This is a genomic window from Caldovatus sediminis, from assembly GCF_014644455.1.
Taxonomy (GTDB): Bacteria; Pseudomonadota; Alphaproteobacteria; order Acetobacterales; family Acetobacteraceae; genus Caldovatus; species Caldovatus sediminis.
This window is the reverse complement of sequence record NZ_BMKS01000004.1, coordinates 321,914-343,520: the sequence shown is the minus strand read 5'-3', so window position 1 is coordinate 343,520 and position 21,607 is coordinate 321,914. Positions and strand designations below refer to the sequence as shown.

General features: G+C 74.5%; 19 protein-coding genes. 4 read left to right on the top strand and 15 right to left on the bottom strand.

The window, feature by feature from the left end; translation table 11 throughout:
* The first annotated feature begins 86 nt into the window (after positions 1-86).
* Positions 87-5,399: a PAS-domain containing protein gene (locus tag IEX99_RS08845; protein WP_188899650.1), complete on the top strand. Its 5,313-nt coding sequence runs from the start codon at positions 87-89 to the stop codon at positions 5,397-5,399.
* A gap of 30 nt (positions 5,400-5,429) precedes the next feature.
* Here IEX99_RS08845 and IEX99_RS08840 read toward each other — a convergent pair whose 3' ends face one another.
* Positions 5,430-5,639, bottom strand: coding sequence for a hypothetical protein (locus tag IEX99_RS08840; protein WP_188899649.1), 210 nt, complete (start codon positions 5,637-5,639; stop codon positions 5,430-5,432).
* A gap of 170 nt (positions 5,640-5,809) precedes the next feature.
* Between IEX99_RS08840 and rpsD the strand changes: the two genes are divergently transcribed.
* Together rpsD and IEX99_RS08830 are read left to right on the top strand one after the other, a co-directional pair.
* A complete protein-coding gene (gene rpsD, locus IEX99_RS08835; protein ID WP_188899648.1) occupies positions 5,810-6,427 on the top strand; it encodes a 30S ribosomal protein S4 in 618 nt (205 codons plus the stop codon).
* 243 nt (positions 6,428-6,670) lie between these two features.
* Entirely contained in the window at positions 6,671-7,501 is an 831-nt protein-coding gene (locus IEX99_RS08830) for a hypothetical protein (protein WP_229677891.1), read from the top strand.
* A gap of 25 nt (positions 7,502-7,526) precedes the next feature.
* Here IEX99_RS08830 and IEX99_RS08825 read toward each other — a convergent pair whose 3' ends face one another.
* The 8 genes from IEX99_RS08825 to purC all read right to left on the bottom strand — a co-directional run bounded on the left by IEX99_RS08825 (position 7,527) and on the right by purC (position 13,859).
* Positions 7,527-8,804, bottom strand: a complete 1,278-nt coding sequence (locus IEX99_RS08825) for a glycosyltransferase (protein ID WP_229677890.1) — start codon at positions 8,802-8,804, stop codon at positions 7,527-7,529.
* A gap of 114 nt (positions 8,805-8,918) precedes the next feature.
* Positions 8,919-9,257 (bottom strand): Grx4 family monothiol glutaredoxin, encoded by a 339-nt coding sequence (gene grxD / locus IEX99_RS08820; RefSeq protein ID WP_188899647.1) that lies wholly within the window; start codon positions 9,255-9,257, stop codon positions 8,919-8,921.
* Positions 9,258-9,283: 26 nt separating this feature from the next.
* Entirely contained in the window at positions 9,284-9,517 is a 234-nt protein-coding gene (locus IEX99_RS08815; RefSeq protein WP_188899646.1) for a BolA family protein, read from the bottom strand.
* Positions 9,518-9,522: 5 nt separating this feature from the next.
* Entirely contained in the window at positions 9,523-11,745 is a 2,223-nt protein-coding gene (purL, locus tag IEX99_RS08810) for a phosphoribosylformylglycinamidine synthase subunit PurL (RefSeq protein ID WP_188899645.1), read from the bottom strand.
* Between the two features lie 8 nt (positions 11,746-11,753).
* Entirely contained in the window at positions 11,754-12,458 is a 705-nt protein-coding gene (gene purQ / locus IEX99_RS08805) for a phosphoribosylformylglycinamidine synthase subunit PurQ (protein WP_188899782.1), read from the bottom strand.
* Between the two features lie 91 nt (positions 12,459-12,549).
* On the bottom strand, positions 12,550-12,813 hold the full coding sequence (locus IEX99_RS08800) for a hypothetical protein (RefSeq protein ID WP_188899644.1): 264 nt from the start codon (positions 12,811-12,813) through the stop codon (positions 12,550-12,552).
* 39 nt (positions 12,814-12,852) lie between these two features.
* Positions 12,853-13,092, bottom strand: coding sequence for a phosphoribosylformylglycinamidine synthase subunit PurS (purS, locus tag IEX99_RS08795; RefSeq protein WP_188899781.1), 240 nt, complete (start codon positions 13,090-13,092; stop codon positions 12,853-12,855).
* Between the two features lie 2 nt (positions 13,093-13,094).
* The gene (gene purC / locus IEX99_RS08790) at positions 13,095-13,859 is read right to left on the bottom strand and encodes a phosphoribosylaminoimidazolesuccinocarboxamide synthase (protein WP_188899643.1); all 765 of its coding nucleotides are present in this window, start codon (positions 13,857-13,859) and stop codon (positions 13,095-13,097) included.
* Between the two features lie 490 nt (positions 13,860-14,349).
* Here purC and IEX99_RS22665 point away from each other — a divergent pair, with 490 nt between their 5' ends.
* The gene (locus tag IEX99_RS22665; RefSeq protein WP_268237468.1) at positions 14,350-14,475 is read left to right on the top strand and encodes a hypothetical protein; all 126 of its coding nucleotides are present in this window, start codon (positions 14,350-14,352) and stop codon (positions 14,473-14,475) included.
* Between the two features lie 91 nt (positions 14,476-14,566).
* Here IEX99_RS22665 and IEX99_RS08785 read toward each other — a convergent pair whose 3' ends face one another.
* The 6 genes from IEX99_RS08785 to IEX99_RS08760 form a co-directional block, all read right to left on the bottom strand.
* Entirely contained in the window at positions 14,567-15,352 is a 786-nt protein-coding gene (locus IEX99_RS08785) for an RNA methyltransferase (RefSeq protein WP_188899642.1), read from the bottom strand.
* Positions 15,349-16,776, bottom strand: coding sequence for a cysteine--tRNA ligase (gene cysS / locus IEX99_RS08780; protein ID WP_188899641.1), 1,428 nt, complete (start codon positions 16,774-16,776; stop codon positions 15,349-15,351). The genes IEX99_RS08785 and cysS overlap by 4 nt, the downstream gene beginning before the upstream one ends.
* A 1-nt stretch (position 16,777) precedes the next feature.
* On the bottom strand, positions 16,778-18,121 hold the full coding sequence (gltX, locus tag IEX99_RS08775; RefSeq protein WP_188899640.1) for a glutamate--tRNA ligase: 1,344 nt from the start codon (positions 18,119-18,121) through the stop codon (positions 16,778-16,780).
* Between the two features lie 112 nt (positions 18,122-18,233).
* Positions 18,234-18,632, bottom strand: a complete 399-nt coding sequence (locus IEX99_RS08770; protein WP_188899639.1) for a hypothetical protein — start codon at positions 18,630-18,632, stop codon at positions 18,234-18,236.
* Positions 18,629-20,296, bottom strand: a complete 1,668-nt coding sequence (locus tag IEX99_RS08765) for an NAD+ synthase (RefSeq protein ID WP_188899638.1) — start codon at positions 20,294-20,296, stop codon at positions 18,629-18,631. The genes IEX99_RS08770 and IEX99_RS08765 overlap by 4 nt, the downstream gene beginning before the upstream one ends.
* A gap of 86 nt (positions 20,297-20,382) precedes the next feature.
* The gene (locus tag IEX99_RS08760; RefSeq protein WP_188899780.1) at positions 20,383-21,582 is read right to left on the bottom strand and encodes a beta/alpha barrel domain-containing protein; all 1,200 of its coding nucleotides are present in this window, start codon (positions 21,580-21,582) and stop codon (positions 20,383-20,385) included.
* Positions 21,583-21,607: the final 25 nt, after the last annotated feature.

Below are 21,607 nucleotides of genomic sequence, written 5' to 3'. Positions count from 1 at the left end.
CGCCCATGCCAGCGACTGCCGCGGAAACCGCTGCGCCGCCTCGCCCGGAATGCCTGCCGGAGCTCTGCGCCGAGGCGTTCGCGGGGATGGAGGAGGGCATCGCCCTGTTCGGCCCGGACCGCCGCCTCGTCCTCGCCAACGCCGCCATCGCGCGGCTGCTGCCACAGGGGGCGCCCGAGCTCGCCCCCGGCACGCCGCTCGACGCGCTGCTCGGCGCGGTCGGCGCCCATGGCGCGGCGCACAATCCGGAGGTCCCGGAGGCGGCCGATCCCGCCCGCTGGCGCCCCGGCCCCGGCGAGGCCGAGCGCGTCACCGAGTGGCGCCGCGCCGATGGCGGCCGGGTGCGCGTGCGCGTGCGGACCAGCGCCCACGGCGTCGTGGTGCGGAGCACCGACCTGAGCGAGATCTCGGCCCGCGACGCGGCGCTCGCGGCCGCGCGGCGGGCGCAGCAGGTCGTGCTCGACCACATGACCGACGGCGTGGCGCTGTGGGACGCGGCGGAGCGGCTCGTCCTGATCAACCGCCGCGCCGCCGAGCTCCTCGACCTGCCGCCCGACCTCACCCGCCCCGGCCTCGCGCTGCGCGCCATGATGCGCTTCCAGGCGGCGCGCGGCGACTTCGGCCCGCCGCCGACCGACGAGGCGGCGATGCAGGCGCTGTGCGAGCGCCGCGCCGCACGGCTGCGGCACCCCGAGGGCGCGCGCTACCTGCGGCGGACGCCGGGCGGGGCGTGGCTCGAGATCCATGCGGTGCCGCTGGCGGAGGGCGGCCACGTCCTCGTCATCCGCGACGTCACGGCGCTGAAGCGGCGCGAGGCGGAGCTCGAGGAGGCGGAGGTCCTGCACCGCCTGATCCTCGACAACGCCGCCGACGGGGCGGCCCTCTTCGACCGCGACCTGCGCTGCCGCGTGATCAGCCGCCAGGCGCTGCGCCTCCTCGACCTGCCGCCGGAGCTGGCCCGGCCCGGCGCGGACGGGCGCGACATCCTGCGCTTCATGGCGCGGCGCGGCGACTTCGGCCCGGTCCCCGCGCCCGGCGACGCAACGGCGCTGGAGGCGGCGGTCGAGGAGCGCATCCGCTGGATGCGCCAGCCCGGCGGCGCGCGCGACCTGCGCCGCACCGCCGCCGGGTTCTGGGTGGAGTGCGCGACCGTCGGCGTCGGCGACGGCGCGCTGCTCGTGGTCTGCCGCGACCTGACGGCCCTCAAGGAGCGCGAGGCGGAAGCGGAGCGCGCGCGCGCGACCCAGGCGCTGGTGCTGGAGAACACCACCGACGGCCTGCTGCTCTGGGACCGCGACTTCCGCGTCCGCCTGGCCAACCGGCGGATCGTCGAGCTCTATGCCATCCCGGAGGCGCTGGCGGCGCCGGGCGCGGACGGGCGCGAGATCCTGCGCTTCATGGCACGGCGCGGCGACTTCGGCGCGGTGCCGGGGAACGGCGCAGCGCTCGAGGCCTATGTGGAGCGGCGGGTGGCGGAGATCCTGCACCCCGTCGGCACCGAGCCAGACCTCCGGCGCACGCCGACCGGCGCCTGGGTGGAGATCACCCGCGCCCCCCTGCCCGACGGCAGCGTGCTCAACACCTACCGCGACGTGACCCGCCTGAAGTCGCGCGAGGAGGAGCTGAAGGCGGCCCGCTCGACGCAGCAGCTCATCCTCGACCACATGACCGACGGCGTGGTGCTGTGGGACCAGGATTTCCGGCTGCTCTTCTACAACCCGAAGGCCACCGAGCTCGGCGAGTTCCCGCCCGACCTCGCCGGCCCGGGCACCTCGGTCCTCGAGGTGATGCGCTTCCAGGACCTGCGCGGCGACTTCGGCCCGCCGCCGAAGGACGAGGCCGAGCTCGAGGCCCGCGTGCAGCGACGCGCCGCGGTGCTGCGCCAGCCGGGCGGCGCGAGCTACATCCGCAGGAGCCCCTCCGGCAAGTGGATCGAGGTCAAGACGACGCCGGTGCCCGGGGTCGGGCACATCCTCGTCTATCGCGACGTCACCGTGCTCAAGCAGCGCGAGCAGGAGCTGGCCGAGGCGCGCGCCATCTACCAGCAGGTGGTGGACAGCATGACCGACGGCGTCGCGCTGCTCGACGCCGAGGAGCGCCTGCGCCTCGCCAACCGCCAGCTCGCGAGACTGTTCGACCTGCCGAACGAGCTGATCGCGCCGGGCACGCCGGGGCGCGACGCCCTGCGCCACATGGTGCGCCGCGGCGATTTCGGGCCGCCGCCGGCCGACCCGGCGGCGCTCGAGGCGATGGTCGAGCAGCGCGCCCGGGCGATCATCGCCCTCCAGCCAGGCCAGCGCCCGGTGCGCCGCACCGCCGCCGGCTACTGGGTCGAAACCTCGACGGTGCCGCTCCCGGACGGCGGGCGGCTGCTCCTCTACCGCGACGTCACGCGGCTGAAGGACCGCGAGGACCAGCTCGAGCGCCAGCGCGCGACGCACCAGATGGTGCTCGACAACCTGACCGACGGCGTCGCGCTGTACGATTCCGAGTTGCGGCTGCAGCTCGCCAACCGCCCGCTGATGCGCTTCCAGAGCCTGCCGGAGGAGTATGTCCGCCCCGGGCCGCTGCTGCCCGACGTCCTCCGCATGCAGGTCCTGCGCGGCGACTTCGGGCCGGTACCCGGGGACGAGGAGGCGGTGGCGGCGCTGGTCCGGCAGCGGCTGGAGCTGATGCTCCGGCCCGGCGGCAACCGCTACGTCCGCCGGTCCGCGGGCGGCTACTGGATCGAGTACTCCTTCCTGCCGCTCGCCGACGGCGGGCTGTTCTGCCACTACCGCGACATCACCGGCCTCAAGGAGCGCGAGGAGGAGCTGGCGCAGGCGCGGGCGACCAACCAGCTCGTGCTCGACACGATGACCGACGGCGTGCTGCTGCTCGACGCCGATCTCAACATCCGCCTCGCCAACCGCCAGGCGCGGCTGTTCTACGACATGGAGGGCGGCGGGGGGCGCGGCCTGACCTCGATGCGCGAGGTGCTGCGCCTCATGGCGCGGCGCGGCGACTTCGGCCCGAGGCCCGAAACCGAGGAGGCGCTGGAGGCGCTCGTCGCCGAGCGCGCCGCGCGGCTCCGCCGGCCCGGCCTGGAGCCCGCGCTGTTCCGCAGCTCGAAGGGCTACTGGATCGAGATCAACCGCATCCCGCTCGACGACGGCGGCATCCTCAACGTCTACCGCGACGTCACGCGGCTGAAGGAGCGCGAGGAGGAGCTGGCCCGCGCCCGCGACGAGGCGGAGCGGGCGCGCGACGCCGCGGACGCGGCGCGCCGCAAGGCCGAGGAGGCGGAGGCCGCCCTCACCGCCACCATCGAGAGCATGAGCCAGGGGCTGATGATGCTCGCCCCGGATCGCACGCTGCGCGTAATCAACCGCCGCGCCGTCGCGCTGCTCGGCCTGCCGCCCGACTTCGCCGTGCCGGGGCGGCACATCCGCGAGATCCTCGACTGGCAGATCGGCGCGGGCGAGTTCGACAACGCGCCCGACCTGCACGTGCGCGCGCTGCGCGAGGTCGAGGCGCCGACCCTCCACGCCGGCACCTACGAGCGCGAGCGGCCCGACGGCACGGTGCTCGAGGTGCGTTCCGAGCTGATGGGCGACGGCGGCCTGGTCCGCACCTTCACCGACATCACCGAGCGCAAGCGCAACGAGCGCGCGCTCGCCGCCGCGCTCGCCGCGGCCGAGGCGGCGCGACGGGCGGCGGAGGCGGCGCGCGCCGAGGCGGAGGCGGCCGACCGCGCGAAGTCCACCTTCCTCGCCGCGATGAGCCACGAGATCCGCACGCCGATGAACGGCGTGCTCGGCATGATGGAGGTGCTGGAGCGCACGCGCCTCGACCAGGACCAGTCGCGCTGCGTCGCGGTGATGCGCGAGAGCGCGGGGGCGCTGCTGCGCATCATCGACGACATCCTCGACTTCTCGAAGATCGAGGCCGGGCGGCTCGAGCTCGAGGACCTGCCCTTCTCGCTCCGCAGCCTCGTGGACGGCGCGGTGGACACCCTCGCCGTGCAGGCGAGGCGCAAGGGGCTCACCCTGTTCGCCGACCCGCCGGGGATCGGTCCCGACATCGTCTCCGGCGACCCGGTCCGCGTGCGCCAGATCCTGTTCAACCTGATCGGCAACGCGATCAAGTTCACCGAGCGCGGCTACGTCCGCGTGATCTGCGACACCCGCGCCGCGAAGGACGGGCGGTCGGTCGCCGTGACGCTCGGCGTCGAGGACAGCGGCATCGGCATGACCGAGGAGCAGGTGGCGCGCCTGTTCCAACCCTTCGCCCAGGCCGACAGCTCGACGACGCGGCGCTACGGCGGCTCCGGCCTCGGCCTCTCGATCGTGCGGCGGCTGGCGCAGATGATGGGCGGCGACGTGACGGTGGAGAGCACGCCGGGGCGGGGCAGCCGCTTCACCGTGCGCCTCGTCCTCGCCGCCGCCGCGGCGGAAGACGTGACGCCGCCGGCGGCGGAGGGCGCCAGGGCCGCGGTACGGCCGGAGCGCGAGGCGACGGGCGCCTCGGGGCACGACCGCGGCGAGGCGGCGCCGCGGCTGCTCGTCGTGGACGACCACGCGGTCAACCGGGAGGTCCTCGCGCGCCAGCTCGAGCTGCTCGGCTACGGCGCCGACATGGCCGAGGACGGGGCCCAGGCACTGAGGATGTGGCGCGAGGGGCGGCACCGCGTCCTGCTCGTGGACGTGCACATGCCGGTGATGGACGGTCTCGACCTCGCCCGCGCCGTGCGCCGCGAGGAGGTCGCGACCGGCCGCCCGCGCACGGTCCTGATCGCCGTCACCGCCAACGCGCTGCGGGGCGAGGACGACCGCTGCTTCGCCGCGGGCATGGATGCCTTCGTGCCGAAGCCGGTCGCGATGGACACGCTGGAGCGGACCCTGGCGCGCTGGCTGCCCCCCGCCGGCGCCGCGGCGACCGTGGCGGGCGCGGCGCCGGCCGGCGCCGCAGCGCCTTCCGGCGCCGACACGGTGCCGCCCGACGGCCAGGGCGAGCTGTTCGACCCCGAGACGCTGCGGCAGCTCTTCGGCGCCGATCCGGCGCGCCTCTCGAGCCTGCTCGGCACCTTCGCGGAGACGGTGGAGCGCGACGGCGCCGCGCTCCTTGCCGCGGTCGAGGGCGACATGCTCGCCGAGGCGAGCGGCACGGCGCATCGCCTGAAGGGCGCGGCGCGGATGGCCGGGGCCCGGCCGCTCGCCGACCTCGCGGCGCGCATCGAGGCGGCCGCCCGCGGCGGCGACCGCGCGGCGGCCCGCGCCGCCGCTGCGGAGCTTCCCGCCCTCGCGGAGGCCACGCTTGCGGCGGTGCGGCGCAACGGGGGCTGGCAGCCTCCGCCGCCCGAACCAGGCCCGGCCCCGCGAGGCACCAACCGCCCCCGACGGCGAGCGCGGGCCCCCTGACGGCGCGCCCCCGTCGCGGCAGCGCCCGCCTCAGCGCTCGTCCAGCCGCCGCGCCAGCCGCCGCGCCAGCAGGTAGCCGATCGCGCCCGAGACGGGGGCGCCCGGCAGCAGCAGCAGCCAGCCGATATGCGCCCCCTGCACCAGCAGGCCGAGCCCGATGCCGAGCATCAGCCCGCCCACGAGCCCGCCGGTCACGCCCGCGGTCAGGCCGAGCACCAGGATGTCCTCGCGCGTCACCATGGGGCGGCACTAGGCGGCCGCGGGCCGGTTTGACAAGCCCCGCGCGCGGCCCCTATAGGCCGCCCGCTTCCCGGGAACGCGGACATGCCCTCGGGGCATGCGCCCGCCCGCGCGCGCCGCGCGGGACTACCGGGACAACGCCAGCGAAGAAGAAGGATTCGCGCAGCGCCATGACCAAGCGCGTGGAAGCCAAGTACAAGATCAACCGCCGCCTCGGCGTGAACCTCTGGGGCCGCTCGAAGAGCCCGATCAACAAGAAGGCCTATGGCCCCGGCCAGCACGGCCAGCGCCGAAAGTCGAAGCCGACCGACTACGGCGTGCAGCTGATGGCCAAGCAGAAGCTCAAGGGCTACTACGGCAACATCGGCGAGCGGCAGTTCCGCCGCTACTACCAGGAGGCGGTGCGCCGCAAGGGCGATACTTCCGAGAACCTGATCGAGCTGCTCGAGCGGCGGCTCGACACCGTCGTCTACCGGATGAAATTCGCCATCACCCCCTTCGCCGCGCGGCAGTTCGTCAACCACGGCCACGTGCTGGTCAACGGCAGGCGGGTGAACATCCCCTCCTACCTCGTGCGGGACGGCGACCAGATCGAGGTGAAGGAGAAGTCGAAGCAGCTCGTCGCCGTGCTCGACGCGGCCCAGAGCGCCGAGCGGGACGTGCCGGAATACATCGAGGTGGACCACCGCGCCATGCGCGGCCGCTTCCTGCGGGCTCCCAAGCTCTCGGACGTGCCCTATCCGGTGCAGATGGAGCCGAACCTGGTGGTGGAGTTCTACTCGCGCTGATCCCGGCGGATCCGCTCCGGGGCTGACGGCGCCGGCGCCCGCCTCGCGCGGAAGGGCGGCGCTCTGCGTCCTGCAGGCGTGCTCGCGGGCCCTTGCCGGGGTAGGCTCGGAGGCGACGCCGCCGCGCTGGAGGAGAGCGATGCCGCCGAACGCCTGCCGCCGCCCCGCGGCCCCGCCGCCGCCCTCCCCGGGCGCGGGCGGCGGCGGTCCTCCCGGCCGGCCGCAGACCGGGCGGAGGACGCCGTGATCGGACCCCCGGCAGGCAGGGCCGATCGGCTGCGGCAATGGAGCACGATCCTGCTCGCCCTGGCCCAGCCGCTGGTGGGGGCGCTGGCGCCGGTGTTCGGCATCGGCCGGCCGATCGCCGCCGTCGCGGCGGAGAGCCAGACGCCGGTGGTCCCGGCCGGCTACGCCTTCCTGATCTGGACGCCGATCTTCGCCCTCGCCCTCGCCTACGCCGTCTGGCAGGCGCTGCCGGCGCGGCGGGAGGACCCGCTGCTGCGCCGCCTCGGCTGGTGGATCGCCGCCGCCTTCGCCGGCAACGTCCTCTGGATGCTGGCGGCGCAGATCACGGGCCGGAACGGCTGGCACCTGTTCGCGCTGATCCTGCTCGCCCTGGCGCCGGCGCTGGTCGCCTTCCTGCGCGAGCGGCGCGGGCGGCGCGCGCCCGCCGAGCCGACCGGGCCGTGGCGGCGCTGGCTGCTGCGGCCGCTCCTCGGCCTGCAGGCGGGATGGGTGACGGCGGCCGCCTTCGCCAACCTCTCGGGCGCCGCGCGGGCGGAGGGGGTGGCCTGGTTCGGCCTCGGCGAGACCGCGGCGGCGGTGCTGCTGGTGCTGGTCGCCGGGCTCTGCGCGGCGGCGATCCTGTGGCTGTCGCGCGGCTCGCCCTGGTACGCCGGCGCCGCCGCCTGGGCCTTCGCCGCGATCCTGCTCGCGAACATGGGCGAGCGGGAATGGAACCTGTTCGTCGCCGCGGCCGCGGCGGCGGCGCTGGTGCTGCTCGGCGTCGTGCTGCGCGCGGCCTGGCGGCGGGAGGACCGGCAGGGCGTCGCCTCGCCCGCGCCGGGCGGGTAGCGCGGCCGCGCGGTGGCGGTCGCGTTCAGCCCGTCTCCTCCACGGCTTCGGTGAGGGCGGCGAAGACCCGGTCCGGCGCGTAGAGGGCGCAGTAGTCGAGCGCCGCGCGCTCGCGCCGGGCGAAGCCGGCCTCGTCGGCGGCGAGGCGGGCGGCCTCGCGCGCGAAGGCCTCGGCATCGGTGGCGACGGCGAAGGGGCGGTCCGGCGTCGGGGCGAAGCCCTCGGCGCCGACCGGCGTCGTCACCACCGGCAGGCCGTGCGCGACGCAGTCGAGCAGCTTGATCTTGAGGCCGGAGCCCGCCAGCACCGGGGCCACCGCGCAGGCGGCGCGATGCAGCACCGGCGCGAGGTCCGGCACGATGCCGCGCGCCCGCACGCCGCGCGGCAGGCCGGGGCCGAGCGCGCGCCCGACGCTGCCGCAGATCTCGAGCCGCGCCCCGGGCAGCAGGCGGCGCAGGAGCGGCCAGACCTCGGCGAGGAACCAGCGGATGCCGTCGAGGTTGTGCACGCTGTCGCTGCCGACGAAGGCCAGCAGGCCCGGCTCGCGCGCGACCGAGGGCGGGCGCGGCCGCGGCACCGCGGGCATCGGCGCGCAGAGGACGCGGCGGTCCGGCAGCAGCGCGCGCAGCAGCGCCTCCTCCTCCGGCTGGATCGCGGCGACGACGCGCGCGAGCCGCAGCAGGCCGCACTCCTCCTCGCGCGTCAGGCTCGCCGGATGCAGGCGCAGGCCGCGGGCGCTGAGCGAGGCGTGGCGGCGGTGGAACACGTCGTGCGCGATCAGCACCGAGCGGGTCCCGGCGAGGCGCGGGTCGCGCAGGAGGGGCGCGCGGAAGATGGTGTCCACCAGCACCGCGCCGGGCGCGAGATCGGCGATCCGCGCCGCGGCCCAGTCGGCGGCGGCGGGCTCCAGGAACCGGCCGAGCACCGCGTCCACCAGGCCATACTCCCCGGCCCGCGCCCGGCGCCGCAGCCGCTCGCGCGGGCCGACCGGCAGCAGGCCGAGGGCCTGGCGCGCGAGGATGCGAAGGGCGGGCCGCGGCGGCACCGCGATCCAGCCGCGCCCGCGGAGCAGGCCCCGCCCCTCCACCCGCACGCGCGAGGCGGGCTCGAGTCTGGCTGGCGCGAGGCGCTGCACGGGCCAAGGCAGGCGCGGCTGCGCGAGCAGCACGATGACCTCGTGCCCGCGCGCGGCGAAGTGGCTCAGGATGGCATGGTTGACGGCGAGATGGCCGGCGAGGCCGGGCCGGGGCACCTCGTCGGTGACGAGGACGAGGCGCATCGGGCGGGCGGCGGTGCTCTCCACGCGCACGCATTAGGGGTGCGTGCGCCACCGGCGCCACTCGAATCCCCGCGACGCGCGAAAGCGTTTGCCGCCCGGCCGGCCGAGGGCGCGGGCGCGCCGCGCCCGCCCCCGGGCTCAGGCGCTCGCGTCGTGCGGGATGCCCTTCTCCTCGAGCAGCTGCGCCAGCTCGCCCGACTGGAACATCTCGGTGACGATGTCGCAGCCGCCGACGAACTCGCCCTTGACGTAGAGCTGCGGGATGGTGGGCCAGTTGGTGAACTGCTTGATGCCCTCGCGCAGCTCCATGTCCTCGAGGACGTTCACGCCCTTGAAGGGCACGCCCATGTGGCTGAGGATCTGCACGACGCGCGCGGAGAAGCCGCACTGCGGGAAGACCGGCGTGCCCTTCATGTAGAGCACGACCGGGTTCTCCTCGATCTCGGCCTGGATGCGCTGGAAGACGGGGTTGGTCATCGCGGTGGGTTCCCTGCGGGGCTGGCTCAGTCGGGAGCGGAGGTCTGCAGCGCCAGCGCGTGGAGCTGGCCGCCCATGCGGCCCTGCAGCGCGGCATAGACGATCTGGTGCTGCTTGACGCGGGGCAGGCCGCGGAAGCGTTCCGAGATCACGGTCGCGGCGTAGTGGTCGCCGTCGCCGGCGAGGTCCTCGATCGTCACCTGGGCGTCGGGCAGGGCCGCCTTGATCAGCGCCTCGATCTCCTGCGGCTGCATCGCCATCCGCGCTATCTCCCCTCCATGAGGGCGGGCAGGACGCCTTCATGGGCCTCCCGCAGCCCCGCGAGCGATATGGACCGTCCGCCGGGGAGAACCAAGGCCCCGCCGGGGGCGCCGGCGCGGCCGATGCGGGCGGCGGGGACGCCGGCGGCCGCGGCGGCGGCGAGGAGCGCGGCGCCGTCCTCGACCGCGAGGACATAGCGGCCCTGGTCCTCGCCGAACCAGAAGGCGTGGGCGGGGATGCCGGCCGGGGGCGGCTCGAGGGCCGCGCCGACATCGCCGGCGAGCGCCATCTCGGCGACGGCGACGAGAAGGCCGCCGTCGGAGACGTCGTGGCAGGCGCGCACGCCCCCGGCGAGGATGCGGGCGCGGACGAAGTCGCCGTTGCGGCGCTCGGCGGCGAGGTCCACGGGCGGCGGCGCGCCCTCCTCGCGCCCGGCGATCTCGCGCAGCCAGAGCGACTGGCCGAGATGCCCGCGCGTCTCGCCGACCAGGACCAGCTCGCAGCCGGGGACGAGGGCGAGGCCGACCGCGCGCGCCGCGTCCTCGATCACGCCGACGCCGCCGATCGCCGGGGTGGGGAGGATCGCACGCCCCACGGTCTCGTTGTAGAGCGAGACGTTGCCGGAGACGACCGGGAAGTCGAGCGCGCGGCAGGCCGCCGCCATGCCGCGGATGCAGCCGGCGAACTGGCCCATGATCTCCGGCTTCTCCGGGTTGCCGAAGTTCATGTTGTCGGTGATGGCGAGCGGCGTGGCGCCGGTCGCGGTGATGTTGCGCCAGGCCTCGGCGACCGCCTGCTTGCCGCCCTCCTCCGGGTCGGCGGCGCAGTAGCGCGGCGTGCAGTCGGTGGTGAGGGCGAGGGCGCGGCGGAGGCCCTCGATCTTCACGATCGCGGCGTCGGCGGCGCCGGGGCGGCGGACCGTCTGGCCGCCGACCGTGCTGTCGTACTGGTCCCAGATCCAGCGCCGCGAGCAGAGGTCGGGCGAGCCGACCAGGCGGCGCAGCGCCTCCGCGACGCCGACCGGATCGGGGACGGAGGCGGGATCGAGCGGGGGCGGCTTCGGCGTCTCCGCGGCGGGGCGGCGGTAGAGCGGGGCCTCGGATTCGAGCGGGGCGAGCGGGATGTCGGCCTCGACGACGCCCTTGTGGCGGATGACGATGCGGCCGGTGTCGGTGAGCCGGCCGATCACCGCGAAGTCGAGCTCCCACTTGCGGAAGATCGCCTCGGCCTCGGCCTCGCGGCCGGGCTTGAGGATCATCAGCATCCGCTCCTGGCTCTCGGAGAGCATCATCTCGTAGGCCGACATGCCCTCCTCGCGCTGCGGCACGGCGTCGAGGTCGAGCTCGATGCCCATTCCCCCCTTCCCCGCCATCTCGACCGAGGAGGAGGTGAGGCCGGCGGCGCCCATGTCCTGGATGGCGACGATGGCGTCGGTGGCCATGAGTTCGAGGCAGGCCTCGATCAGCAGCTTCTCGGTGAAGGGGTCGCCGATCTGCACGGTCGGGCGCTTCTCCTCCGCGTCGGCGGAGAATTCGGCGGAGGCCATGGTGGCGCCGTGGATGCCGTCGCGCCCGGTCCTGGAGCCGACATAGACGACGGGATTGCCGACCCCGGTCGCCCTCGCGGTGAAGATGCGGTCGGCGCGGGCGATGCCGACCGTCATGGCGTTGACCAGCGGGTTGCCGTTGTAGGCGGGGTGGAAGTTGACCTCGCCGCCGACGGTCGGGACGCCGACGCAATTGCCGTAGCCGCCGATGCCGCGCACCACGCCGTCCAGGATGCGCCGGGTGAGCGGCAGCTTCGGGTCGCCGAAGCGCAGCGCGTTGAGGTTGGCGACCGGGCGCGCGCCCATGGTGAAGACGTCGCGCAGGATGCCCCCCACCCCGGTCGCCGCGCCCTGGTAGGGTTCGATGAAGCTCGGGTGGTTGTGGCTCTCCATCTTGAAGACGGCGGCGAGGCCGTCGCCGATGGCGATCACGCCGGCGTTCTCGCCCGGGCCCTGGATCACCCAGGGTGCCCGGGTGGGCAGCTCGCGCAGCCAGACCTTCGAGGACTTGTAGGAGCAGTGCTCCGACCACATGACCGAGAAGACGCCGAGCTCGGTCAGGCTCGGCGCGCGGCCGAGGATGGCGAGGACGCGGTCGTATTCCTCGGGCGTGAGGCCGAACTCGGCGGCGAGCTGTCTCGCGCGCCCGGCGGGGAGCGGCTGGGGGGCTGCGGTCGTCATCGGCGGTCTCAGGCGGGGGCGGCGGCGAGCGCGTCCACCAGGCTCTCGAACAGCGGCAGGCCGTCGGTGCCGCCCATCAGCGGGTCCACGTAGTCCTCGGGATGCGGCATCAGGCCGAGGACGCGGAGGTTGGGCGAGAGGATGCCGGCGATGTTGCGCGCGCTGCCGTTCAGGTTCGCCTCCGCGGTCGCCTCGCCGCGGGCGTCGCAGTAGCGGAAGGCGACGAGGCCCTCGCCCTCCAGGCGGTCGAGCGTCGCGGCGTCGGCGAAGTAGTTGCCGTCGCCGTGCGCCATCACCGAGCGGAACACCGCGCCCTTCTGCCAGCGCCCGGTGAAGGGGGTGCCGGCGCGCTCGACGCGCAGGTGGCAGTCCATGGAGAGGAAGCGGAGCGAGGCGTTGCGCAGCAGGGCGCCGGGCAGCATCTGGGCCTCGCAGAGGATCTGGAAGCCGTTGCAGACGCCGAGCACGTGGCCGCCGCGCGCGGCGAACTCCCGCACCGCGCGCATGATCGGCGAATGCGCCGCGATCGCGCCGCAGCGCAGGTAGTCGCCGTAGGAGAAGCCGCCGGCGAGGACGACGAGATCGGTGCCGCGCGGCAGCTCGGTCTCGCGGTGGAACAGCATGGCGGGCGGGCGGCCGGCGGCGCGCTCCAGGGCGATGGCCATGTCGCGCTCGCGGTTGGTGCCGGGGAAGAGGACGATGGCGGCGTTCAGCGGAGCCTCCTGCTGACCGGTACGGACGGACGGGGCATAGATGGCGTGCGGCGGGGCGAGCCGGAAGGCCGCCGGGGCGCGCGGAGGTCCCTCACCCGCCCTGCCAGACGCGCAGCCAGTGCAGCCCGCCGAGCGTGACCATCGTGACCAGCACCGCGATGGCGGCGGCGGTGACCCAGCGGTTCAGGGCCCGCTTCCGGGCTGCGAGCCAGCCTCCGGCGAGGCCCGGGCGGCGCCCGCCCTTGACCGCGCCGGCCGCCCGGGCCGCGGCGTCCATCCGCTCCTCGCGCCAACGCAGGACGACGGCGATCACCACCGTCAGGCCGAGCATGAGGAAGAGGCTGGCCTTGATCACCGACGGCGCGCTCCCGGCGGCGGGGCGGCGGGCGCCACTTCAGCCGATCTCCACGCGGTAGCTCTCGATTACCGTGTTGGCGAGCAGGCGCCGGGCCATCTCCTCGGCCACGGCCTTCGCCTTGGCGGGGTCGGTCTCGGCCAGCTCGAGCTCGATCACCTTGCCGGCGCGCACCTCGCCGACACCGGCGAAGCCGAGGTTCGCGAGGGCATGGCCGATCGCCTTGCCCTGCGGGTCCAGCACGCCCGGCTTGGGCATGACGGTGACGCGGGCACGGATCGTCACTGCATCAGCTCCGGGCCTTTGAGGTCGCGCACCCCGGCCTCGGGCAGGATGCCGAGGCGGCGCGCGACCTCCTGGTAGCCTTCCTCGACGCGGCCGAGGTCGCGGCGGAAGCGGTCCTTGTCCATCTTCTCGCCGGTCTTGGCGTCCCACAGCCTGCAATTGTCGGGGGAGATCTCGTCGGCGAGGACGATGCGCATCTCGTCGTTCTCCCACAGCCGTCCGAACTCGAGCTTGAAGTCCACGAGCAGGATGCCGACGCCCAGGAACAGGCCGGAAAGGAAGTCGTTCACCCGCAGCGCGAGGCCCACCATGTCGTCGAGGTCCTGCGTGGAGGCCCAGCCGAACGCCGTGATGTGCTCCTCGCAGACCAGCGGGTCGCCGAGCTGGTCGTTCTTGTAGTAGTATTCGACGATCGAGCGCGGCAGGCGCGTGCCTTCCTGGATGCCGAGGCGCTGGGAAATGCTGCCGGCCGCGATGTTGCGCACCACCACCTCTAGCGGGATGATCTCCACCTCGCGGATGAGCTGCTCGCGCATGTTCAGCCGGCGGATGAAATGGGTCGGGATGCCGATCTCGCCGAGGCGGAGCATCAGGTACTCGCTGATGCGGTTGTTGAGCACGCCCTTGCCGGTGATGGTTCCCTTCTTCTGTGCGTTGAAGGCCGTGGCGTCGTCCTTGAAGTACTGGACAAGGGTGCCGGGCTCGGGACCTTCGAACAGGATCTTGGCTTTGCCCTCGTAGAGCTGCCGGCGTCGCGCCATGGTCGGGAAATCCTCAGATCGCCGCGGTCCGAGGGAGGGGGCCGGGCGTGTCGGGCGCGGTATAGCAAGGCAAGGCTGGCGAGACCACCCGGCGTCCGGAGCATGGCAGGGAGCCACGGCGCATGCCGCACGGATGCGCCCTGCGATCCGGGAACCGGCGGTTGCCGGCGACGGCGCGAGGTTGCGCCGTCTTGCCGCCCGTTCCGGTCCAGGCCCGTTCCGGATCCATCCGCGGGGGTCGTCGCGTTCCGAATTCCATTCGGCGCCGGGATTCCCGGAAGGGTTCGGCGCAAATGGAACATGCCTGGTATGTCGAATTCGCATCCACCGCCGGGTCGGCGTCGCCCGGGATGCACGCCTGACACCATGGCCGACCAGCAAGGGCTTCCATTGTGTTCCGGGCGCGGTTGGGGTATTCGAGGCTAGGTCCATTCCCTGGCATGGGGCGATGCCGCCCTGCCGGGACACCATCTCGGAAAGGCAGGAGCCCATGCCGAACGACCCGAGCGGCACCGAAGCGCCGCGCCCCCGCTCCGGCGACATCGCCTGGATCCTCGTCTTCATCGGCGTGACGGCGTTCGCTGTCGCCGGCATGATGGGAGTGGTCAGGCTGTAGCGCGCCAGGCTCCGCCGCAGCGCAGAGGCCGCACGCCAGGGTCCGACCCGGCGAGGCGCCCGAGCGCGGCGCGGCGCGCGAGGGTTCGGCGCTACTCCGGACGCCCGCGGCGCATCCGCCCGCGCGAGAGCTCGGTGACGACGCCGTGCAGGGTGCGCAGCTCCTGTTCGGTGACCTCGCCGCGCTCGAACCAGTGGCGCAGGTTGCGGATCATGCCGGGGCGCTTCTGCGCATGATCGAGGAAGCCGCTGGCGTCGAGCTCCGCGACCAGGCGGTCGAGGAAGGATTCGAGCTGGGCCTTGGTGGCGGGGCGCGTCTCGTTGGTCATCAGCACGCGCGGCGGCGTCGTGTCGGCCGCGGTCCACCATTCGTAGGCCAGCACCATCACCGCCTGCGCCAGGTTCAGGCTCATGAAGACCGGGTTGAGCGGATAGCGCACCAGCGTGTCGGCGCGGGCCAGATCCTCGGCGTCAAGCCCGGCGCGCTCGGGCCCGAAGAGGACGGCCGCGCGCAGCCCGCGCGCGGCGATGGCGCGCAGCTCCTCGGCGGCGGCGCGGGCGGTGAGCACGGGGATGATGACGTGGCGGGGCCGCGGGCAGGTGGCGAGGACGCGGTGGCAGTCGGCGACGGCGCTGGCGACGTCCGGGAACACCCGCGCGGCCTCGAGGATGCGGTCGGCGCCGGCGGCGGCGCGCCAGGCGTAGGGCTGCGGCCAGCCGTCGCGCGGGGCGACGAGGCGGAGATGGAACAGGCCGCCATTGCCCATGGCGCGGGCGACGGCGCCGATGTTCTCGGCGAGCTGCGGGCGGACGAGCACGACGATCGGGCTCTCGCCCGGCGGCGGGGAGAGGTCGGCGCCGCCGTCGCGTCCGGTCATGCCCGGCGCCAGGTGGTGCCCTGGGGCCCGTCCTCGAGGAGGATGCCCCGGGCGGCGAGTTCGGCCCGGATGCGGTCGGCCTCGGCGAAGTCGCGGCGCTTGCGCGCGGCGGCGCGCGCGGCGATGGCGGCCTCGATCGCGGCGGCGTCCACGCCCCCGTGCAGCCACGCCACCGGGTCGGAGGCGTAGAGGCCGAGCAGCGGCGCCGCGGCCTGCCGGAACGCCGCGGCGGCGAGGCCGGGGATGACGGGCCAGTCGCGGCCGATGCGGTTGAGCACCGCCGTCGCCGAGCCGCCGACGCTCGCCACGTTCTCCAGGGTGCGCAGGTCGCGCAGCCGGGCGAGCGCGAGCGGGGTGTTGAGGTCGTCGAGCAGCGGCTCGGCCGCCCAGTCCGCCATCTCGGCGATGCGCGCCTCGTCGGCCGGCGGGGCGGGCGCGCGCGAGAGCATGGCGTAGCCGTCGTTCAGCTCCACCCGCGCCTCCTCCAGCGCGGCGAAGGTGAAGTCGATCTCCTGGCGGTAGTGGGTGCGCAGCAGCAGCAGCCGGAACGCCTCGCCGGCCCAGGCGCCGCGGGCGAGGATGTCGCGCACGGTGAAGAAGTTGCCGAGCGACTTCGACATCTTCTCGCCGTTCACCAGCAGCATGCCGTTGTGCAGCCAGTAGCGCGCCATCACCGGCGTGCCGAAGGCGCAGCGGCTCTGCGCGATCTCGTTCTCGTGGTGCGGGAAGATCAGGTCGTGGCCGCCGCCGTGGATGTCGAACACCTCGCCGAGGTGCTTCCAGGACATGGCGGAGCACTCGATGTGCCAGCCCGGCCGGCCGCGGCCCCAGGGGCTGTCCCAGCCGGGGAGATCGGGCGGCGAGGGCTTCCACAGCACGAAGTCGCCGGGATCGCGCTTGTAGGGCGCGACATCCACGCGGGCGCCGGCGAGCAGCTCCTCCGGCGAGCGGCCGGAGAGGCGGCCGTATTCCGGGAAGGAGGCGACGGAGAACAGCACGTGGCCTTCCGCGACATAGGCGTGGCCCCGCTCGATCAGCCGCTCGATGAGCGCGATCATCTCGGGGATGGTGCCGGTGGCGCGCGGCTCCACGTCGGGCGGCAGGCAGCCGATCGCGGCCATGTCGCGGTGGTAGTCCGCCGTGGTGCGCGCGGTGATCGAGGCGATCGGCTCGCCCGTCTCCGCCGAGCGCGCGTTGATCTTGTCGTCCACGTCGGTGATGTTGCGGACGTAGGTCACGCGCGGATAGAGGCGGCGCAGCAGCCGGTAGAGCACGTCGAACACCACCGCCGGCCGCGCGTTGCCGAGATGCGCGAGGTCGTAGACCGTCGGGCCGCAGACGTACATGCGCACGTGCTGCGGATCGAGCGGGACGAAGCGCTCCTCGCGGCGCGTCAGGCTGTTGTGCAGGATCAGGTCGGGCATGTCAGCTCGCGGCGGTGGCGGCGATGCGGAGGCGCTGCGCGGCGCGCGCGCGTCCGATCAGCGGCAGCAGGGTCTTCAGGTCGGGGCCGTGCTCCTCCGCGGTGAGGGCGAGGCGCAGCGGGCGGAACAGCGCGCGGCCCGAGCGGCCGGTGCGCGCCTTGAGCGCCTCGGCCCAGGCCTGCCAGGTGGACTCGTCCCAGGGCTCGGGCGGCAGGGTGTCGAGCGCGGCGCGCAGGAACTCCCCCTCGCCTTCCAGCGCCGGCGGGACGACGGTGCCCTGCACCACCTCCCACCAGTCGCGCGCCTCGGAGAGCAGGTCGAGGTTGCCGCGCACGGCGAGCCAGAAGCGCTCGTCCGCGCCCTCCGGCAGCCGGTCCCGCACCGCCTCGAACGGCGCCTCGCGCAGCGCGCGGCGGTTCAGCGCGAGGAGCTGCTGCGGATCGAAGCGCGCGGGCGAGCGCGAGACCTGGGAGAGGTCGAACTCCGCCACGAGGTCGCGCGGCATCGCGGGATGCGGATCGCGCGAGGTGCCGAGCGCGGCGAGATAGCCCGCGAGCGCCGCGGGCTCGATGCCGTCGCGGCGGAATTGGCGCAGCGAGACGCTGCCGAGCCGCTTGGAAAGCGGGCCGCCCTCCGCGTCGGTCAGCAGCGGCAGGTGGGCGAAGCGGAGCGCCGCCGCGTCGCCGCCGAGCGCCTCGTAGAGGTCGATCTGGATCGCGGTGTTGGTCACGTGGTCCTCGCCGCGCACCACGTGGGTGATGCCGGTCTCGAGGTCGTCCACCACCGAGGCGAAGGTGTAGAGCGGCGTGCCGTCGGCGCGGATCAGCACGGGGTCGCTGATCGTCTGCAGCCTCACCTGCCGGTCGCCGAGCACCAGGTCCCGCCAGGCGACGGAGCGCGCGGAGAGCAGGAAGCGCCAGTAGGGCGACCTGCCCCTGGCGAGGGCGCGCTCGTACTGCTCGCGCGTCATCTTCAGCGCCTCGCGGTCGTAGACGGGGGGGCGACCCTCGCGCAGGCGCCGCTCGCGCCTGGCGCGCAGCTCCTCCTCGCTCTCGAAGCAGGGGTAGAGGCGGCCTGCGGCCTTCAGGCGCTCGGCGGCGGCGGCGTAGCGGTCGAGCCGCTCCGACTGGCGCAGCGGGCCCTCGTCCCAGTCGAGGCCGAGCCAGCGCAGGTCCTCCTCGATCGCGGCGGCGAATTCCGGCTTCGAGCGTTCGCGGTCGGTGTCGTCGAGCCGCAGCAGGAAGGTGCCGCCGTGCCGGCGCGCGACCAGCCAGTTGACGAGCGCGAGGCGCGCGTTGCCGACATGCAGATAGCCGGTCGGCGAGGGGGCGAAGCGGAGCTTCATCCCGGCGCCCGCCGCCTGGGGCCGGGCGCGGCGCGGCCCGCGTCCTCGGAGCGCGCGGCGGGGGCCGCGGCGCGGCGGCACGCCTCGACGCCGGCGCGGACGAAGCGGCCGCTCACGAGTCCTCGTCCCCCTCCTCGTCGTCGGCGTAGCGCCGCGGGTCGAGGGCGCGCCAGTTGCGCTCCTCCGCATCCGTGACGGGGATGCGGGCGAAGTCGCGCAGCTCGGCCGCGCTGCGCCAGGCCTGGTCGTCGCCCCCGGCGATCTCGGCGTCCTCGCCGTAGGCGAACCAGGCCTCCAGCACCTGCTCCGGCGTCATGCCGGGGGCGCGGCAGCGCTCGACGGAATCGCGCACGTAGCGGCGGGCGAAGGCGTTGGCGTGGGCGAGCGTGGCGAAGCCGCGGACGACCTCGACCGGCTCGCTGCCGCTGGCGCCGGAGAGGTCGCGGATGCGCACCTCGTAGCCGCCGGGGGCGCCGAACAGGCCGCTGTCGAGGACGCTGCCGCCGCTCACGCGACCAGCCCCGTGAAGCCGTTGGTGATGGGGTAGCGGCGGTCGCGGCCGAAGGCGCGCTCGGTGATCTTCACCCCCGGCGGCGCCTGGCGGCGCTTGTACTCGGCGCGGTCGAGCATGCGCCAGACGCGCAGCACGGTGGCGCGGTCGAAGCCCGCGGCGACCATCGCGTCCACGCCCTTCTCGCCCTCGACGAGGCCCTCGAGGATCGCGTCCAGCACCTCGTAGGGCGGCAGCGTGTCCTGGTCGGTCTGGTTCGGCTTCAGCTCGGCGGAGGGAGGCTTGACGATGACCCGCTCCGGCATCACCGGGCCGCGCGGGCCGAGCGCGCCGGGCGGGAGGTTGGCGTTGCGCCAGCGCGCGAGGGCGAAGACCGTCGTCTTGTACACGTCCTTCAGCACCGAGTAGCCGCCGCACATGTCGCCGTAGAGCGTGGCGTAGCCCACGCTCATCTCGCTCTTGTTGCCGGTGGTGAGCAGCATGCCGCCGAACTTGTTGGACAGCGCCATCAGCGTGACGCCGCGGATGCGCGCCTGGATGTTCTCCTCGGTGGTGTCGGGCGGGAGGTTGCCGAAGGCCGGCGCCAGCATGGCCCGGAAGGCCTCCATCGCCGGGCCGATGCCGATCGTCTCGTAGCGGATGCCGAGCAGGTCGGCGACCGCCGCCGCGTCCTCCAGGCTCTCGCGGCTGGTGTAGGGCGAGGGCATCATCACCGCGCGCACGCGCTGCGGCCCGAGCGCGTCCGCCGCGACCGCGGCGGAGAGGGCGGAATCGATGCCGCCCGAGAGGCCGAGCACCACGCCGGGGAAGCCGTTCTTGCCGACGTAGTCGCGCAGGCCGAGCATCATCGCGCGGTAGATCTGCTCGAGCCGCGGCACCGGCGGCGGCAGGGGCTGCGGCGCGCAGACCAGGCGCCCGCCCTCGCGCCGCCACTCGGTGAGCGTGATGGCCTCCTCGAACATCGGCAGCACGGCGGCGAGCGAGCGGTCGGGATTGAGCACGAAGCTCGCCCCCTCGAAGACCAGCTCGTCCTGGCCGCCGATCTGGCCGAGGAAGACGAAGGGCAGGCCCGTCTCCACCACCCGCGCGATGCCGAGCTGGAGGCGGCGCTCGTGCTTCTCCGCCTCGAAGGGCGAGGCGTTGATCGAGAGCAGGATCTCGGCCCCGCTCTCGGCCAGCGTCTCCGAGACGGCCTGGAACCACCAGTCCTCGCAGATCATCAGGCCGAGGCGGAAGCCGCGGAAGGCGACGGGCCCCGGACACGGACCGGGATCGAAGACGCGCTTCTCGTCGAACACGCCGTAGTTCGGCAGCTCGTGCTTCGCGCGCCGGGCGAGGATGCGGCCGCCCTCGAGCACGAACAGGGCGTTGTGGAGCTTCCCGCCCTCCTGCCAGGGGCCGCCGACGACGAGGCCGGGCCCGCCGTCCGCGGTCTCCTGCGCGAGGTCGGCGATGGCGGCGGCGCAGGCCTCGACGAAGGCCGGCTTGCGCACCAGGTCCTCGGGCGGATAGCCGGAGATCGAGAATTCCGGCGTGACCACGAGGTCGGCGCCGAGCCGCGCCCCCTCCGCCCGCGCCCGGCGGAGGCGCTCCGCATTGGCGCGCAGCGCGCCCACGTGCGGGTTGATCTGGGCGAGGGCGAGGCGGAGCGTGTCGGCGGCCATGGCTGCCGGAACCTAGGGATGCGGCGGGTGGGGGTCAACGCGCGCGGCCCGGCCCGCGCGGCCGGCGCCGATCGCTCGGCGGCGCGTCAGTCCCCGGCTTCCGCCGCCCCGATGCCGCCGCGGCGGCGGGCGCCGTTGCGGCGGAGGAGGAATTCGCGGCCGACCTTCACCCGGGGCGTGCCGTCGTACTCGACGATGTCGGCGGTGGCGTAGGTCTCGCTCCAGGCCTCGGGGAGGAAGCTGCCGGTGCCGACGACGTCGATCGGCGCCCGGGCCTCGGCCATCACCCGGCACTTGGCGACGCCGAAGCCGGAGGAGGCGACGATGCGCACCCGCGGGAAGCCGGCCTCGTCCAGCGCCTCGCGCATGCGCCAGACGGCGGCAGCGGAGACGCCGGTGCCGACCAGGTAGCGCAGCTCCGTCTCGCTGCGGTAGCGGCGGATCACCTGGGGCGCGTGGCGCTCCAGCACCGCGTAGCTCTCCGCCGGGTCGAGCGTCTCGAGGAAGCGGCCGCCGTGGGTGTCGAGGCGCACCGCGAGCCGGCCGGCGGCGGCGAGGTGGGGGAAGCGGCGGCAGACGGCGAGGCCGTCCGTCACCTCGCGGCCGAAATAGTCGGTGAGGACGGTGAGGTCCTCGTCCGGGAAGGTCTCGTGGAACATCTCGGCCGCGCGCACGGTCGAGCCGGCGTAGCCGATCAGCGCGTGCGGCATGGTGCCGCGGCCGCGCGTGCCGCCGAAGTAGTGGGCGGTGGCGTCGCTGGCGCTGCCGACGAAGCCCTTCGCGCCCTCGCGCCGCGCCGCGGCGCTGCCGACGGCGGCGGCGTACTCCATCATCTCCTGCATCTCGAAGCCGGCGCAGTGGCGCGCCTCCATGGCGAGGAAGGCGACCTGCGGCAGCTCCAGGCACATCTGGTAGGCGTTGTGCGCGGCGACGCAGGGCGGGCCGAGCTTCTGCAGATAGATCGTCTCGAGGTCGGCGAGCTGCGCGAGCGGGCCGGTGAGGTAGAAGATCGGGTCGCCGGCGCCGACCCAGCGGCCCTCCTCGTGCATCAGCTCGATCTCGAAGCGGGTGCCGCGGGCGGCGGCGACGCGCTCCAGCCACTCCACCGCGAGGCGGGGGGCGGAGATGACGGGGCGGCGCATGAACACCGCGTAGGTGACGCGGCAGTCGCCGAAGCGCGAGACGATCGCCCGGGTGCGGTTGAAATAGCTGTCGGTGCGCGCGGCGATGGCGGCATCGGAGACGTCGCAGGCCGGCGGCCCCTGCCTCGCCGCCGCCTTCGCCACCGGCGCGGTCACGGAAGGGCCGCCC

What these genes read in the sequence shown, in the direction of transcription:
- IEX99_RS08845 (WP_188899650.1), top strand. Translation starts at nt 87, where the DNA reads ATGGAGGAGGGCATCGCCCTGTTCGGCCCGGACCGCCGCCTCGTCCTC.
- rpsD (WP_188899648.1), top strand. Translation starts at nt 5,810, where the DNA reads ATGACCAAGCGCGTGGAAGCCAAGTACAAGATCAACCGCCGCCTCGGC.
- purC (WP_188899643.1), bottom strand. Translation starts at nt 13,859, where the DNA reads ATGGCGCGACGCCGGCAGCTCTACGAGGGCAAAGCCAAGATCCTGTTC.
- IEX99_RS08765 (WP_188899638.1), bottom strand. Translation starts at nt 20,296, where the DNA reads ATGGCCGCCGACACGCTCCGCCTCGCCCTCGCCCAGATCAACCCGCAC.
- IEX99_RS08815 (WP_188899646.1), bottom strand. Translation starts at nt 9,517, where the DNA reads ATGGCGATGCAGCCGCAGGAGATCGAGGCGCTGATCAAGGCGGCCCTG.
- grxD (WP_188899647.1), bottom strand. Translation starts at nt 9,257, where the DNA reads ATGACCAACCCCGTCTTCCAGCGCATCCAGGCCGAGATCGAGGAGAAC.
- cysS (WP_188899641.1), bottom strand. Translation starts at nt 16,776, where the DNA reads ATGCCCGACCTGATCCTGCACAACAGCCTGACGCGCCGCGAGGAGCGC.
- gltX (WP_188899640.1), bottom strand. Translation starts at nt 18,121, where the DNA reads ATGAAGCTCCGCTTCGCCCCCTCGCCGACCGGCTATCTGCATGTCGGC.
- IEX99_RS08785 (WP_188899642.1), bottom strand. Translation starts at nt 15,352, where the DNA reads ATGACCGGACGCGACGGCGGCGCCGACCTCTCCCCGCCGCCGGGCGAG.
- purL (WP_188899645.1), bottom strand. Translation starts at nt 11,745, where the DNA reads ATGACGACCGCAGCCCCCCAGCCGCTCCCCGCCGGGCGCGCGAGACAG.
- IEX99_RS22665 (WP_268237468.1), top strand. Translation starts at nt 14,350, where the DNA reads ATGCCGAACGACCCGAGCGGCACCGAAGCGCCGCGCCCCCGCTCCGGC.
- IEX99_RS08840 (WP_188899649.1), bottom strand. Translation starts at nt 5,639, where the DNA reads ATGGTGACGCGCGAGGACATCCTGGTGCTCGGCCTGACCGCGGGCGTG.